We start from the raw sequence: 16,151 nt of genomic DNA, 5'->3' as shown, positions 1-16,151 counted from the left end.
TATTGGAAAATTTATTTTGTGAAATGTATAGTAAATCATATCATGAAAATATATTTTCATAAAAAATTTTACTTGCCGAAAGGAGTGCGGGGTAAATGAATTCTCAAACACAACCCCTAACAAAACGAGGAGCAGAGTTGATTGTCGATACGCTCATTGCCCAAGGTGTGACCCATGTTTTTGCGATTCCAGGTGCAAAAATTGATGCAGTATTTGATGTATTAAAAGACAGAGGTCCAGAGCTTGTGCTATGCAGACACGAACAAAATGCGGCATTCATGGCAGCAGCTGTCGGTCGTTTAACTGGCAAACCAGGCGTTTGTCTCGTTACATCAGGTCCTGGCGCATCCAATTTAGCAACAGGTCTATTAACAGCCAATACAGAAGGTGACCCTGTTGTTGCAATCGCTGGAAACGTCATCCGTGCGGATCGGCTCAAACGAACACATCAATCACTCGACAATGCGGCATTATTCAAACCAGTGACAAAATATAGCGTTGAAGTACAAGACGTAAACAATATACCAGAAGCATTAACAAATGCTTTTCGCGCGGCACAAAGAGGTCAAGCTGGGGCAGCATTTATCAGCTTTCCACAAGATGTCGTGACCGAACACACCACACAAACACCAGTGTCTGCTCACCCTTCTCCAGAACTAGGTCCTGCACCGGATGCTCTCATCAGTTCGGCCATCGCCAAAATTCAAAATGCGCACTTACCTGTTGCAATTGTGGGAATGAAAGCTAGCCGTCCAGCTGCGGCAAATGCGACAAGAACATTATTAAAAACACTTGGTATCCCATTTGTCGAAACGTACCAAGGAGCAGGTGTTCTCTCAAGAGAGCTTGAGCCTCAATATGTGGGCAGAATCGGTTTATTCCGTAATCAGCCAGGCGACCTTCTCATTGAGAAAGCGGATGTGATTTTAACTATTGGCTTTGATCCAATCGAATACGATCCGAAGCATTGGAATTTGAAACCGCAGCAGCGTCAAATCATCCATGTGGATGACATGCAGGCAGATATTGATCATTTCTATGAACCGACGCTTGAGCTTGTGGGCAATATATCTGAAACGGTGCAACATCTAGCCCACGACAGCGTTCCACTTTCATTATGCAAAAAGAACGTAGATCTCGTCACAGAATTACAAGAGCTGTTAAGTGATATCGAAAAAACACCAGAAAGAGAAAGTCATTTATCACACCCGCTGGATGTCATTCATACGTTGAGACGTATCATCCCAGATGACATGAAAGTGACATGTGATATCGGATCGCACGCCATTTGGATGTCTCGCCACTTCCGTGTTTATGAACCGAACACGTTCCTAGTGAGTAACGGAATGCAAACACTTGGTGTGGCATTACCATGGGCGATTGCAGCCTCCATATTGAATCCAGATGAAAAGATCATTTCAGTCTCAGGTGATGGTGGTTTTCTCTTCTCCGCCATGGAATTAGAAACAGCCGTGCGCATGAAAACAAATCTCGTTCATCTCGTGTGGAACGACAGCACATACGATATGGTGGCATTCCAGCAGGAAATGAAGTATGACCGTACGTCTTGTGTTGAGTTCGGTCAGATCGACTTAGTGAAATATGCAGAAAGCTTTGGAGCAACTGGATTACGTGTCAACTCACCTGAAGAGCTTTCAACTGTCCTTCAAAAGGGTATAAACATAGAAGGACCCGTTATTATTGATATTCCGATTGACTATCAAGACAACCCAGACCTCGCCAGTCAAAAATGGCCAGAAGTCTTTCGTGAAACACACACAACGAACGTCAGATAAGACTTCGATACATTACATTAAAGGAGTGAGCGGATATGGGTATGATGCACCCAATGAATCAACAAAACAACACAATACCGCAGGACAAAAAGCAAGAGGTCTATCAAGTATCAACCATGACCTCCTTGCTGGAAGCCGTATACGATGGAGATTTCTCCCTATCACATATTCCCGAGCATGGTGATTTTGGCATTGGCACATTCAATCAATTAGATGGGGAACTAATCGGCTTTGATGGCGCTTTTTATCGACTGCGCTCTGATGGAACAGCCACACCAGTAACCGATCAAGATTATTCACCATTCTGCTCTCTAGCATTCTTTGAAACGGACATCGTTCATCGAATTGATGCACCGATGACGTCCAAAGAGCTAGAGGAAGAAATCGACCGAATCTTACCGAGCAAGAATGTCTTTTATGCGATCCGCATCGATGGGTCATTCAAAAAGGTTCAAACCCGTACGGTTGAAAAACAGGAAAAACCTTACGTTCCGATGGTGGAAGCAGTCAAGTCACAGCCTATTTTCGATTTTGAAAATATTCGCGGAACGATTGCAGGCTTCCGTACACCACAGTACGCACATGGCATTGCGGTAAGTGGATATCATCTCCACTTTATTGATGATGATCGAAGCGTAGGCGGGCATGTATTTGATTACACTGTGGATCAAGTGACCATCCGAATTTCCCAAAAACGTCACATGAATTTACACCTTCCAAATACGCAGGAGTTCTTCCAAGCAGACATTGATCGTGCTGACCTTGCACAGCAAATTGCCAGTGCGGAAAGCAGCCCAGAAAAATAAAATGAACACACCCCGGTGATGCCGGGGTGTTTTTTTATGCAAAAAGATATGTTATCTTCTTTTATTATTTCATTTCGTTACTTAATTAAAAACCAAACATTCTATTCGTAATACAATATGATAGAATATCAACAGAAGAAAGGTGGTTATACGATGGCACATGAATATCGCATTCCAAACTTAACATTAGATGAAAGAGATAAACAAATTCTTTCCTTATTACACGAGGACGGGCGTATGTCCTATACAGATTTAGGGAAACAAGTCGGCCTTTCCCGTGTTGCTGTACAAGCCCGTATTCAGCAGCTCATTGAAGCAGGTGTCATTGAACGATTCACCGCTGTCATTAATCCAGCAAAGATCGGCATTCATGTCTCTGTCTTTTTTAACGTAGAGGTTGAGCCGAAATGTTTAGAAACAGTCGCCCTTCAGCTTGAGCAGGAAACAGCCGTCACAAGCCTTTATCATATGACAGGACCAAGCAAGCTGCATATGCATGGCATTTTTCAAAATGAACAGGAAATGGAGACGTTCCTGACAAAGAAGCTGTATCCGCTTGAAGGCGTCGTCAGTGTGGACTGTCAAATGCTCATTAAACGATACAAAAGCCGAATGGGCATGAAATTGTAGATAGGAGTTGAACCCCTTGCAATCATATCTTGAACTCATGATCGCCATGGTGCGAACCGGTATTCTGGGATTTGGCGGAGGACCTTCTGTCATGCCGCTCATTCGCCATGAAGCGGTCGTCAAATACAAATGGATCAATGATGACGAATTCGGAGAAACACTCGCCATCGCCAACGCATTACCCGGACCGATTGCTACGAAAATGTCGGCATACCTCGGCTATCGATTAAAAGGTGTATCTGGCGCCTTTGTTGCAACAGCTGCACATATTTTACCGACATGTCTCGCTATGGTGGCACTTGTTACACTTGTCAGCGTCTTAAGCTCTTCAGTCATCATTCAAAATATGATCGGTGCTGTGACACCAGTAATTGCCGTTCTGTTAGGAATGATGGCATATGAATTTGGACAAAAAGCGTTGAAGGGCTTTGGCATGATCTTCGGAATCGTCCTATTCCTATTAGCATTTGCCGGTCTTCAAGTCCTCTCGATTCATCCAGGAATCATTGTCATCATCTTTTTATGTTATGGTGCCTTTCATTTCAAACTGAAAGATCGCTGGACTCGAACAAATAAAGAGAAAGGAGTGTCTTCGTGATGCTGATTCTCTTTTTATTCTGGGCATTCTTCTTATCCAATCTGTTAGGATATGGCGGAGGACCTGCCTCCATTCCGCTCAATTATGAAGAAATCGTCAATCATTTTCATTGGATGACGAACGAAGGGTTCTCCAATATGCTCGCATTAGCCAACGCACTTCCAGGTCCAATCGCTACGAAAATTGCGGCTTATGTAGGCTATGATGTCATGGGATGGCCAGGCTTTATCGTTGCACTGCTTGCGACTGTCCTGCCGTCTGCGATCGGATTGATCTTACTGCTAAAACTCATTGACCGTTTTCGCCAATCTTCTGTCGTCAAAGGCATGACCCTATCTGTACAGCCTGTCATTGCGATGATGATGCTTTTATTAACATGGGAAATTGGTGGAGATGCCGTGAAAGCCATTGGCTGGACGCAATCACTTGCCATTGCCGCCATTTCATTTTTCTTTATGACCAAATTCAAATTGCACCCTGCCTTTCTGATTGTGGCTGCATTTTTATATGGCGGATTCATTCTTCCGCATTAACGCAAAAACCGATAACACATGAAGTTATCGGTTTTTCTCATTACATATAAATAGGAGAGACAGGCCTGCGCCCAATAGAATGATACTCGACACCAGCTACTTCTGCCGCTTCAAGCGTATGACAATTCCGACCATCAAAAATGATCGGCTGCCTCATGAAATCTTTATAAGCTGAAAGTGGAAAGGACTGAATATCCGCCCACTCAGTTAATATACAGACAGCATCAGCATCCTTGATCGCCTCTTCAATCGTTTGAGCAAAAAGGACTTGATCAGGCAGTTCTTGAGCTGCATTGCGAGCGGCAGCAGGATCATAGGCTACGATCTCCGCTCCTAATTGATGGAGCTGATGAGCGATCGGGATTGACGGCGCCTCTCTCATATCATCTGTATTCGGCTTAAAGGAAAGGCCAAGAAGAGCCATTCTCTTCCCTTCCAAGTTTTCTCCCATCCGCTCCTTCACACTTCGAATAAAACTTGCTCGCTGCTCATTGTTGACTTTGATGACAGCCTTCAATAGCTCAAAATCATGGGACACATGCCCTGCAATTTGGACAAGGGCATTAGTATCCTTCGGAAAACAGGAACCTCCGTAACCAATGCCTGCCCTAAGAAACGAAGCACCAATCCGCTGATCGAGTCCCATCCCTTCTGCAACTCTCTCAACATCAGCTCCCGTTTTTCCACAAATCGAAGCAATTTCATTCATGAAGCTGATTTTTGTGGCAAGAAATGCATTTGATGCGTATTTGATCATCTCTGCGCTTTTCCGATCTGTTCTCACGAATGGAATGTGGAAATCCGCATACATAGACTCTAGCTGATCTAATCCGTTCTTCGTTTCGGCTCCAATCACCAGCCGATCCGCTCGCAGCGTATCTGAGATGGCAGACCCTTCTCGTAAAAATTCTGGATTCGATGCGATAGATAATGGCTCCTTACGACCTAACACGTGATGAATCAAATGATCAATTTGATCGCCCGTTCCGACAGGCACTGTACTTTTCACGACAAGCACTGCGCCTGGCTTTGCTTGTAAGCCCATCTCCTTTGCCGCTTGAAAGACATACTGCAAATCAGCTTGACCGTCTGCCTGCTGCGGGGTACCGACAGCAATCATTAACACGTCAGCCTGCGAATAGGCTGACACTCCATTGATGTGAAAACGAATGCGTCCTTGCTCCATATTCCGTTTGAGCAGTTCTTTTAATCCCGGCTCGTACATCGGAGGATTCCCTTGCTTCAGCTGCATGACCTTCCGCCGGTCAATATCCATACATGTCACATCATGTCCCGCCTCTGCTAAACACACCCCTGTGACAAGCCCCACATACCCACAGCCTGCAATCGCAATCTTCATGACACATCAGCTCCCCATACTCCTTATGCTTGTAATGTCATCGTATGCCGGGGATTTTCGATCCATTCATAAAAGCATACAAAAACCCCCTGCTGAGAGAGCAGGGGGCTACTTTTATGAAACAAGGCCATTTCGAATATGAGCAATCAGATTTTCAAGCATTTCTTTTGTTGTGACATCATTGGAATTTTCACCAATATCATGAGCGTACATCAAAATCTTTAAAAACTCTTCTTGATTTAAACCCTTATTATCCATGTCTGTATCCTTTCGATTCCACTAATTTCATTATTATATGCTGTATGGTTGGTTTATGCAATACTCTAATACATCATTCGACAGCTTTTGAAATTTATGACCATTTTCATGAAAAACTTTTTTATAAATCATCATTGAGCTATAATAAAAGAATTGGAATCTTTTACTTGGTTAGGAGCGGGTCAAATGCTTCAGCACAACATCAACGAAGAAGAAATCAAACAAACAGCCGAACAGATCAAAGAACTTCTTCCTTCAACAGATGAAAACAAGCAACTCATCAAAAAAGCATTGATTACTTATAGACAGGACAGCGTATATCGGCTCAAGCAAGAGTCTGATACCGAATGGTCAGCTTATGTACATGATGTCGTGGCAGCAAGAGTCCACCTTCATGTGCTGTTTCCAGTGAGAAGCAGCTGCTCATGTCCAGCTGATGGACTATGTAAACACATCCTCGCTGTCTTCTTTTCGCTATACGCTCAAGTAGAGAGTGTGACCGGCTTTACAGAAAATTGGTCAGAGAAGGATGAATTACAGCGCAGCAAAGAACTCATTCGTCAGCACTTCCAAGTGAAGCGCCCAGATGAACAATCACTTCAGAGCTGGCTGAATTTTTTCCAGGAGGAATTTCACCTCTGGCTGAAACGGACACCGAAGCACCAGCAAACGCCACAGCATTTGTATTACGGCTATTTATCGATCCTGAAAAAACACGCACCCACTTCACCTGAATTCAAGAGTTTGTATGCGATTCATACGTCCATCGATGTGTGGTTAAGGCTCCATGAGCTAATCGATCTCGGCCGTCTTGATGCCGAAAAAGACTTTTATTCGATGAATCCATATGTAGAACAGCTCATGAACACCATTTTTGATTCAGTGGATCATTTGAGGACATACGCCCTTTCCTTTTCCCTCGATCCGTTTCTTGAAAACACACCAACTGCCGTTCGGACACTTCTTCAAATCAGCGGACCTTTCCAGCATGAACGAGTTGCGGTCTTTATGGAAATGTGGGGAACTATATTAAATAGAGGGAAATGGGTCAAAAAAGAAACAGAATTACTCAAGAGCGCCCAACAGCAGGAGCAAACGGTTGAGCGCACCATTGGGCTGATGCATATGGATTATTTGCTAAAAGAAGACGAAAGACTCTTCCAGCAATTAAAATTGCTCAATGCAGATATGCTGCCAAATGTGCTCAATTGGCTAAAGGATCTCACAAACCGCAAGGACTGGAAGCGTCTCAAACTTTGGTATCAAGAGATCACATATGTATTAGAAGAATATTGCCAGCTTGATCTCTCTTATAGAGAACTGCGTGGAGCCGTCAGCGATTTCTTCTTTTATTTAGACGCGTACTTTAAACAGACGAAAGATCATTTCTTGTATGAACGCTATCTCCAAATCTGTATGCCTTATGCATTTACTGAATATAGTCAGCTCTTATATGCACAACAACGCTATGCAGAATGGATTGAAATACACAGCCTCGTTGGTTTCTCCATCAGTGAATTGGAGAAAGAACTGATCAAACAGATTGCAAAGGAAGAGCCTGAAGCACTCATTCCTTCGTACCACCGGGAAATCTCACTGCTTCTCGATCAAAAGAATCGAAGTGCTTACCGGGAATCTGTGAAAATGCTCAAAAAACTGCGTACGCTTTATCATAAAACGAAAAAAAACGCAGTGTGGGAAAGATATGTACAGCAGCTGCAAGATTCAACAAAACGGCTGCGTGCGTTCCAAGAGGAAATGAAGAAAGGAAAATTAATTGATGACACGCCATAAACAAATTGTCATTCATGCAGAACAAACCGAAGATTTCTCTTTCACCATTTCAGCGCAAGCAGAGGACGGACAGCCTGTACCGCTAAATGAAATGAAGAGGCAGCTTTTCCAATGGCACGAATCATCTTTTTACGGAACATTCTTAGAAGATGTGAGCTTTATTGGCACACCTGCCTTCCTGTTAAGTCCTTGGATGACCGTTGAATTGCTAGGGAAGAATTCATTCAATACTTTCAGCCATGTGACGTTAACGGATGAAACAGAGCCGCTTATGAAAACAGCCTCAACCATTTACGAATTCATCGAGGATGAAGATTTTGTCCCAGATTTCGAGGCATGGACAAAAGGCATGCTTCGCTTTAAAGACAAAGAAGGCCTGTTAGATGGCTACACAGCTGATTGGTTCTCCTTTGCCGTACAGGATTACATTCAATATGATGATGCCTTGCAGCACAAATGGAACCGAATGACTGCTCAATCGCCTGCTCTTTCCTCCTTCCAGGGACATTTTTTAGATGAACAGGATTTCTTGGAAACGATCGGCTGGATCGATGATGAGACGCCTTTCACCGTCGGCTTGCGTTTAAATGAGCCTGATTTCGACGGGGATGATTGGAAAATTGAACTGTTTTTGCGTGATAAGAAAAACAGTGATCTGCATTTCTTTGAAGGCATCCGTTCTTTAAAAAAATCATGGCGTCCGTTTCAAGAAAAAATCACCAGAGAGCTGGAGCGGTTCGGTCAGATTGTCCCTTGGCTCTCATTTACATCTGGTACCACCCTCATGTCAGAAGAAGAAGCGTGGCTCTTCCTATCTGAAGCGAGTGAAACACTTGTGAACATGGGGATTGAGATCCTGCTCCCATCATGGTGGCAGATTGTCAAAGAAAGCACCATGATGCTAAAAGCACGGATTTCCTCCACACCACGAGGCGAATCGCACGTTGGAATGGATGCCCTTATGGACTTTAATTGGCGCTTTGCCACAAACGGTATTGAGCTGACAGAAGATGAGTTCAACGAGCTTGTTCAAAGTAAACGTCGTCTTGTCAATATTCGTGGACAGTGGATTAAAATCGATCCGACCTTTATCCAGCAAATGAAGAAATGGATGGAGCGCGCTGAGAACGAAGGACTTCATATGTCGGATATTTTGTCACGTGAACTCGCAGACCAAGAGGCCTCTTCTGAGTCGATTCCTGAGCTGCTAGACAGTTCGGCCTTTGCCCATATTCAATTTGAACTTTCGTCTCAATTACGAGGGCTTGTTCATCAGTTAAATGATACACAAGAGCTGCCATCCTACGAGATGAGTGAGTCCTTTAAGGGCACACTGCGCCCGTATCAGCAGCACGGTGTCAACTGGCTTCTGTTCTTAAGGTCTCATGGATTCGGGGCTTGTTTAGCAGATGATATGGGTCTTGGAAAAACGATTCAAATGATCGCTTATTTCACCTATTTGAAGGAGCATCAACAAGACGCCGCTCCATCTCTCATCATTGCACCGACTTCCGTATTAGGGAACTGGCAAAGAGAGCTAGAAACATTCGCACCACATTTGAATGTCGCTCTGCATTATGGACCATCACGTCCACAAGGTGAGAACTTTACAAAAGCGTACGAATCAACAGATATCGTCCTCACTTCGTATGGTCTCTCACATTCTGACCGTGATGAATTAACAGCAGCCAAATGGAATACCATTTGCTTAGACGAAGCCCAGAACATTAAAAATGCCCATACGAAACAATCGAGAGCCATTAGGCAATTAAAAGGACAGCACCACATTGCCCTCAGCGGGACACCGATGGAGAACCGTTTGACAGAGCTTTGGTCTATTTTCGACTTCGTGAACAAAGGATATCTCGGCAGCCTGACCAGTTTTCATAAAAAATTCGTCCTTCCGATTGAAAAAGACCGTGAAGAAAAAAGAATCCAACAGCTGCAGCAGCTGATCAAGCCATTCTTATTAAGACGGACAAAACAAGATGAAGAAGTCGCACTCAATCTGCCAGAGAAACTAGAAGAAAAAGAATTCATCCCGTTATCTGCAGAGCAGGCATCTTTATATGAACAGCTGGTCAAAGATACATTCGAACATATGGCCTCATTAACAGGGATGCAGCGGAAAGCCATCATTTTAAGTATGCTTGGCAGACTCAAACAAATTTGCGATCACCCTGCTCTTTATTTAAAAGAGAGCGGAACAGATGTAAAATTGTTGAAACGTTCATTAAAAATGGATAAATTAGCAGAGCTGTTAAAAGCCATACACGAACAAGGAGAAAGCTGCCTCATTTTTACGCAGTATATTGAAATGGGCAACATGATCAAACAGCTCGCCGAAAAGATGTTTGGAGAACCAGTTCAATTTTTAAATGGGAGCTTATCAAAACATGATCGGGACAAAATGGTGGAACGCTTCCAGAAAAAAGAGTTCAACATCTTAATTCTTTCTTTAAAAGCAGGAGGAACCGGACTAAACTTAACCGCCGCCAATCATGTCATTCACTACGATAGATGGTGGAATCCTGCTGTAGAAAACCAAGCAACAGACCGTGCTTACCGCATCGGGCAAAAGCGGTTTGTTCATGTCCATAAGATGATCACAACCGGCACGATAGAGGAAAAAATTGATCAAATGCTCGAAACAAAACAAACGTTAAATGATCAAATTATCCAAAGTGAAAGCTGGATTACAGAGCTGTCAACGAACGAACTAGAAGATTTATTCACGTTAAGTGCAGCCGCTCAATCATCGTAATGACAGCAAAAAGAGGACTTTTCTCAAACTTGATGAAAAGTCCTCTTTATTTCATCTCATCTAAAGGAATGCTTAAATTTGCAGCTTTTTCAATGCAGATTTCACATTCATATACGTGTTCAACTCACGGAAGTCCTCTCTCATTTCTCCCATTTTCATCGCAAGATTTGGTTTAATACCTGTCACGATCAGTTCTGTGCCAGTCATTAAAATCAAATCATTCAGCTTAAAGATCGCATCCGCCACAAATGAATCCACCTCTAATAAACCAGACAGATCCACAATGAAGTAATCGTCTTTGGATTGAGAGATATAAGTGGAGACTGTTGAGATGATTTTATCAAATCTTGGCGCTGTTAACGTACCTATGATCGGCAGGACAGAAATACCATCCTTCACCGGAACAATCGGGACAGAAATATTCAATACTTCATCAATAGATTGCTCAAGAAGCTCTTGCTGTTCCTTCTCTTTCGTAACATCCTTTTGCAGACCAACGAAATAAAGGCGTTTCCCTTCATTTTCATCAATCCATAGAGGCGCCACACTTAATTCGTTCCAAAACATTTGACCGGATTTTTTATAGTTTTTCAACTGAACAGTGACAGCCTCTTTGTTCTCAATGGCTGCCCTAATTTGTTTGAGAGCAATCTGTTCAGTTTCATCTCCTTGAAGGAAACGACAGTTCTTTCCTAATACTTCGGTTTCTTGATAGCCTGTCATATCTAAAAAGCCCTTGTTCACATATATTAAAGGATTATCAGGTAAAGACGGGTCCGTCACCGTCAGGCCAACCTGAGTATAGTCTAAGGCTTCCTTGATTAAATGCAGATTGTCGGACTTATAAGATTCCAGCGCCATTCGTTTACTCTCCTTAACTTCCTTACAAGCGGGTTATATTCATAATTAAATTATATGATGTTCCATAGCGGGTGTAAATAGAAGTAGTTCTGAATTCCTCTTTTGTAGAATGCGCTTCACCCTATGTCATTTATACAAATACATACGATTCAATTATTTCAAAAGATGTTGAATCATATGTGCCACCCCATGTTCATCATTTGTTAACGTGACGTGATCAGCTAATTCTTTTATATCCTTTCTCGCATTCCCCATTGCAATTCCAACCCCAGCTGCCCGAATCATCGATTCATCATTTAAACTGTCTCCTACAGCCGCTGTTTGGCTTAATGGAATACCGAGCTTTTCTGCCAGCCTGGTTAACGCCTGCCCTTTCGACGCTTCCTTTGCACCAATTTCAAAGTTATGATCAGCCGAACTAACCAATGTTAATTCAGAATCATGTCCAAACGCATCCCATCCGGCTTTCAATCTGTCTTGAAAAAATGAGAAACCTAAGATGTTATAAAACGAAAGATTCTGATCCTCACGAAACAATTCTTGATATGTATCAATATAAGCAAAACCTGACTGGCTGTATTGAACTTCAGCCGCTTGCTCAAGAACACGCTGATCCGTTTCTGGATTTGCACTCTTTAAGCGGTCCATTTCTATCGCCAGAAGCTCCCTGCCGCGGTTTGGTGTGTAAATGGCTTCATTCGTAAACACTTCATAGTAATAATCACGCTCCTCAAGCCATGATAAGATGTGTTTTGCTTTTTCTTCTTCTAGAACAGCCGAATGATATACATGACCTTTGGGATCATGAATCACAGCTCCATTTGCACTGATGACCCACGTATTCATCCCAAGCTGATCAAAAATAGATTTCACATCAAAATACGCTCTTCCTGTTGAAACGACAACCTCAATCCCACTCGCCGCTGCTTCCTTTAACGCCTGCTCGTTTTCCTGACTCACTTTGTGCTCACTGTTCAATAAAGTACCGTCTAAATCCGTTGCGATTAATTGAATGTTTGTCATCGGTCTCTCCTTTTTGCCTGCATTTTCAGTTGACCTTCCGTTTATCAAATCCATCATCATTATGAAATGAGTATCCACTATTTGCAAGGGATGATCGGCTTATCAATGAATATAAGAGTACCCGGTCACGCTACATGACCGGATACGCATAAGGGGATTCACAGGGGACACATGACGGATACAAAGAAACCTTGGTTCTACTATTACGCAGTGAATATGTGTACAAGGCAAAGTCTATCAGCTATAGCTAGAGGGGGCCGAGATGCTAGACCTTTGCCTTTTGCCTCCTTTCCTTTCAGCTAACCCTAGTCTACTGAGAAATAGCACAAGAGACAAAAAACGAAAATGACAAAATCGTTCTTCAAATTCTTTATTTTCTCAATCATTTTTACTTTTTACCGCTTGCGTATAAAACATCATCTTATTTTGTTTGACGAAATACTTATTTTTCATAAATTGATAAAAAACATCTGAATGAATCCAATTACTAGAAGGCATGTGAATATAGTCAGACCCGTCCCATGCAAACCAATAAAAACAAAGCCTTCCATCATGAATTGACAATTGAAACTCGAAACAGTCCATTTGATCGTCTGTCACGTATTGAAAAGTGAGGGACTCCCCTTCTTCCATATACACATCACAAAATGAGAGAATGTCTCCCCATGTATAGACCCTCACATTGCTTTCCTTTTCCTCACCAATATGTATGTTTCGAAGTTGATAGGACTCCATAAAACATCTCCTTTCACTTATATGCAGCTAGTTCTGAGTAGGCAGCGGTTTCATTTATACAGATGTTGTATGCTATAATGATACTTACGAATAATGAACGCTTGTGAGGTGATAAATATGAAAACCTTTAGGCTGATTGATTTAAAAATCGAACTTGATCCAAAGCAAGATAAAATGTCCAGCATTCCCCTTCGTGACGGCTTAATCATTAATAAAGAAGATGGCGAAAATCACTGGATGATCGAGGCACTGATTCCAAAGAAGCATAGACAAGTGTTTGAGGTGCTCTTCCAGCAGCATACAGAAGTAAAGATTCTCGTGACGATTACAAAAGAAAACAACCGCCCTGTTCATCTATCGGTCCAAGTCAAAAACATCGTTGCCTTAGAAGAAAACATATCTGTATTACTCGACGGTAAAATGATCACAAATCGTTACAGAACAGAAACCGAAGAAGTATTAAAAGACCTCGTCAAAGAGGGGCTGTCAGGAGAAAAACTGCTGGATGCTTTTAAACAGAACACATAAAAAAAGAGCGGGATGAGCCGCTCTTAGATGGTTGACAAAGGGCTAAAATGAACTTTATTTTAGCCCTTTGTCTTCCTTTTCAGCGTGATAGAAAACCTTTGAAGTCGAGGAAGGGCGAGCACCGGAGCAGAGCGAATTTAATATTCGTGAGCACCGGAGCACAGCCCTGACAAAGAATGCGAGGGTTTGTCTACACGCTGAGAGCGGGATGAGCCGCTCTTTTTCTATTGCACATCTTTCGATTGGCTTTGATTTTTCAATAAATCTCTAATTTCGGTTAACAACACTTCCGTTTGATCTGGCGTTTCAACCACTTCCTCTTCCTCTACCTTTTTCCGTTTTAATTTATTTAAATAACGAATAAAGATAAAAATGGAAAAGGAGATAATCAAGAAGTCGACCACTGTTTGAATGAAACTTCCATACAAAATTTGAGCAGAACCGATTTTAATAGACAATCCACTAAAATCATGCCCCCCAACAATAATACCAACAAGCGGCATAATTAAATCATTCACAAGAGAAGTGACAATTTTGCCAAATGCTCCCCCGATGATGACACCGACAGCAAGGTCAATCACATTCCCCTTGACGGCAAACTCTCTAAATTCTTTCAGCATTCTTTATCACCTTCATCTTTTTTTGTCTAATATGACGTTTTTTTGTCAAAAAAGCAAGTCCTCATCCGCTCTGGATGAATGTTTCCATATAAAAAACGGTTCATACAAGATGAACCGTCAGACACATTACGATACTTTCGGACCGATAGAAAATGTCAGTTCTGCTTCACATGCCACTTCGCCATCTACTGTTGCAACTGCTTTTCCTTTGGCAACTGGACCGCGAAGACGTGTGATTTCAACCTCTAAACGTAGCTGATCGCCTGGCTTGACCTGTCTTTTGAATCGGCAGCTGTCAATCCCTGCAAACAAACCAATTTTCCCTTTGTTCTCTTCTTTACCTAACATGATGACCCCAAAAACTTGAGCAAGCGCTTCTACAATAAGCACACCCGGCATGACGGGGTATCCTGGGAAATGGCCATTAAAAAATTCTTCATTTACTGTGACATTTTTGATTCCAACCGCTCTTTTCTCACCATCAACTTCTAAAATACGGTCAACCAATAAAAATGGATAACGGTGTGGAATAATGTCTTGAATTTGCTGAGCATCAAGCATGTCTTGATCTCTCCTTCTTTTCTATATCGCTAATCTTCATTTGATTCCTATTGAAGTATATTATGAATGCAGTCATTTTTCAATGTTCAGCCAACATTTATGGTAAAAAATAGAATCTATCATTACCTATTGTCATGAAATATAATCCACTCTACACTCATCGTTTTTTCACAAATATGGTAATATATATTACATCATTGATTGAATAAGAGGGTAAAAATGAATTTTATAAGCGATAAATCCATTAAAAAACTTCTCCATTCGTGGTATACAATGCTAAAACATCGACATTTTTCGAAGGCTGAAGAGATCAAAATGTCCTTAACCAAATATAAACGTAGATTGTCAAAGAAACAGGAGCTTCATTTACATTATCAGCTTATGCTTTTTCGGCACCAGCTCTGGATGAACCAAACAGAAGACTTAGAAAAACTGAAGCATGAACTCATGCTCCACAAAGATCAAATGAATGATCAACTGCAATATTATTTTTACTTTTTTCTCGGTTTATACGAATCTTTAAAGAGCGATCAAAATGATGCCATTCATTATCTTGAAAAAGCAGAAGAAAAACTGCCCCTGCTAGACGATGAGCTAGAGGAAGCGGAGTTTCATTTCCGTACAAGTGGTGTTTATTATAACAACCGCTATTCACTGTTATCCATTCGACATGTTGAAAAAGCCATGGATATCTTTGCAAAGCACGGGGATATCCACAGCATTTATCGGTGCAAAATTGTGCTCGCACTTAACTTTAGTGATCAAAAAAAATATGAAGAAGCAGAAGCTATTTTGATTGAAATTATCGAATACGTGAAATTGATTGATGACCAAGAACTGCTTGGTATCGTGTATTATGACGCTGGTTTTATCAAGTCGAGACAGAATCGTCATAAGGAAGCACTAGAATACTTTAAAAAAGCGCTTCGGCTCCCAGCATACCGGAAATCTGCCCACTCCTATGTATCGTGTCTCTATGAAACTGTGCGTTCCTGCTTTAAAGAGGATTTAACTGATGAAGGAATGAAGTATATTCAAAAAGGGCTAAAAGAAGCCGTTGATGCCCAATTTGATCTATTAAGAATCAAGTTCCAAATTTTATTCCTTCTCTACAGCCAAACGCCCAAGGCAGATGAACAGATTGCTACACTCGTCACATGTCTTGAACGAAAAGAAGCCTGGATTGATCTTGAAGATCTGCTTGCAGATGTCTCAGATTTTTATAAAAAAAAGGGCGACTTTGAGCGAGCCGCCTTTTTTATCATGAGAGGCTGACATCCGCCT

16 protein-coding genes are annotated in these 16,151 nt (G+C 42.0%); 9 read left to right on the top strand and 7 right to left on the bottom strand.

Going from position 1 to position 16,151, the window contains the following annotated elements:
• Nucleotides 1–95 precede the first annotated feature (95 nt).
• The 5 genes from alsS (at nt 96) to ASG46_RS09105 (ending at nt 4,363) form a co-directional block, all read left to right on the top strand.
• A complete protein-coding gene (alsS, locus tag ASG46_RS09125) occupies nt 96–1,796 on the top strand; it encodes an acetolactate synthase AlsS (RefSeq protein WP_056704241.1) in 1,701 nt (566 codons plus the stop codon).
• 44 nt (nt 1,797–1,840) lie between these two features.
• On the top strand, nt 1,841–2,602 hold the full coding sequence (budA, locus tag ASG46_RS09120; RefSeq protein WP_370529243.1) for an acetolactate decarboxylase: 762 nt from the start codon (nt 1,841–1,843) through the stop codon (nt 2,600–2,602).
• 153 nt (nt 2,603–2,755) lie between these two features.
• Nucleotides 2,756–3,232, top strand: coding sequence for an Lrp/AsnC family transcriptional regulator (locus ASG46_RS09115; RefSeq protein ID WP_017360010.1), 477 nt, complete (start codon nt 2,756–2,758; stop codon nt 3,230–3,232).
• Between the two features lie 37 nt (nt 3,233–3,269).
• Nucleotides 3,270–3,830 (top strand): chromate transporter, encoded by a 561-nt coding sequence (locus tag ASG46_RS09110; RefSeq protein ID WP_056704281.1) that lies wholly within the window; start codon nt 3,270–3,272, stop codon nt 3,828–3,830.
• Nucleotides 3,830–4,363: a chromate transporter gene (locus tag ASG46_RS09105; protein WP_007497548.1), complete on the top strand. Its 534-nt coding sequence runs from the start codon at nt 3,830–3,832 to the stop codon at nt 4,361–4,363. The genes ASG46_RS09110 and ASG46_RS09105 overlap by 1 nt, the downstream gene beginning before the upstream one ends.
• Nucleotides 4,364–4,403: 40 nt before the next feature.
• On the opposite strand, the gene ASG46_RS09100 is transcribed toward ASG46_RS09105, so the two are convergent.
• On the bottom strand, nt 4,404–5,723 hold the full coding sequence (locus ASG46_RS09100; protein ID WP_056704239.1) for a UDP-glucose dehydrogenase family protein: 1,320 nt from the start codon (nt 5,721–5,723) through the stop codon (nt 4,404–4,406).
• A 114-nt stretch (nt 5,724–5,837) separates the two neighbouring features.
• Entirely contained in the window at nt 5,838–5,981 is a 144-nt protein-coding gene (locus ASG46_RS21090; RefSeq protein ID WP_003214884.1) for a hypothetical protein, read from the bottom strand.
• A gap of 186 nt (nt 5,982–6,167) precedes the next feature.
• Here ASG46_RS21090 and ASG46_RS09095 point away from each other — a divergent pair, with 186 nt between their 5' ends.
• On the top strand, nt 6,168–7,775 hold the full coding sequence (locus ASG46_RS09095) for an SWIM zinc finger family protein (RefSeq protein WP_056704236.1): 1,608 nt from the start codon (nt 6,168–6,170) through the stop codon (nt 7,773–7,775).
• Nucleotides 7,762–10,539, top strand: a complete 2,778-nt coding sequence (locus ASG46_RS09090) for a DEAD/DEAH box helicase (protein ID WP_017360014.1) — start codon at nt 7,762–7,764, stop codon at nt 10,537–10,539. Before ASG46_RS09095 ends, ASG46_RS09090 begins: the two co-directional genes overlap by 14 nt.
• Before the next feature lie 72 nt (nt 10,540–10,611).
• On the opposite strand, the gene ASG46_RS09085 is transcribed toward ASG46_RS09090, so the two are convergent.
• The 3 genes from ASG46_RS09085 to ASG46_RS09075 all read right to left on the bottom strand — a co-directional run bounded on the left by ASG46_RS09085 (nt 10,612) and on the right by ASG46_RS09075 (nt 13,158).
• Nucleotides 10,612–11,400: an STAS domain-containing protein gene (locus tag ASG46_RS09085; protein WP_017360015.1), complete on the bottom strand. Its 789-nt coding sequence runs from the start codon at nt 11,398–11,400 to the stop codon at nt 10,612–10,614.
• Nucleotides 11,401–11,553: 153 nt separating this feature from the next.
• Nucleotides 11,554–12,414, bottom strand: coding sequence for a Cof-type HAD-IIB family hydrolase (locus ASG46_RS09080; protein WP_235562224.1), 861 nt, complete (start codon nt 12,412–12,414; stop codon nt 11,554–11,556).
• A gap of 387 nt (nt 12,415–12,801) precedes the next feature.
• Entirely contained in the window at nt 12,802–13,158 is a 357-nt protein-coding gene (locus tag ASG46_RS09075) for a hypothetical protein (RefSeq protein ID WP_008343305.1), read from the bottom strand.
• A 117-nt stretch (nt 13,159–13,275) separates the two neighbouring features.
• On the opposite strand from ASG46_RS09075, the gene ASG46_RS09070 reads away from it, so the two are divergent.
• Nucleotides 13,276–13,686, top strand: coding sequence for a YwpF-like family protein (locus ASG46_RS09070; RefSeq protein WP_003215215.1), 411 nt, complete (start codon nt 13,276–13,278; stop codon nt 13,684–13,686).
• A 224-nt stretch (nt 13,687–13,910) separates the two neighbouring features.
• On the opposite strand, the gene mscL is transcribed toward ASG46_RS09070, so the two are convergent.
• Both mscL and fabZ read right to left on the bottom strand, forming a co-directional pair.
• Nucleotides 13,911–14,306, bottom strand: coding sequence for a large conductance mechanosensitive channel protein MscL (gene mscL, locus ASG46_RS09065; protein WP_007497563.1), 396 nt, complete (start codon nt 14,304–14,306; stop codon nt 13,911–13,913).
• A 126-nt stretch (nt 14,307–14,432) separates the two neighbouring features.
• On the bottom strand, nt 14,433–14,867 hold the full coding sequence (gene fabZ / locus ASG46_RS09060; protein WP_024718731.1) for a 3-hydroxyacyl-ACP dehydratase FabZ: 435 nt from the start codon (nt 14,865–14,867) through the stop codon (nt 14,433–14,435).
• Nucleotides 14,868–15,086: 219 nt separating this feature from the next.
• On the opposite strand from fabZ, the gene ASG46_RS09055 reads away from it, so the two are divergent.
• Nucleotides 15,087–16,142 (top strand): tetratricopeptide repeat protein, encoded by a 1,056-nt coding sequence (locus ASG46_RS09055; protein ID WP_056704233.1) that lies wholly within the window; start codon nt 15,087–15,089, stop codon nt 16,140–16,142.
• Nucleotides 16,143–16,151 lie beyond the last annotated feature (9 nt).

Origin of the sequence: Bacillus sp. Leaf49 (genome assembly GCF_001426125.1) — a bacterium.
Lineage (GTDB): Bacteria > Bacillota > Bacilli > Bacillales > Bacillaceae > Bacillus > Bacillus altitudinis.
Note: the sequence above shows the minus strand (reverse complement) of the source record. Positions and strands in the feature narration are given on the sequence as shown.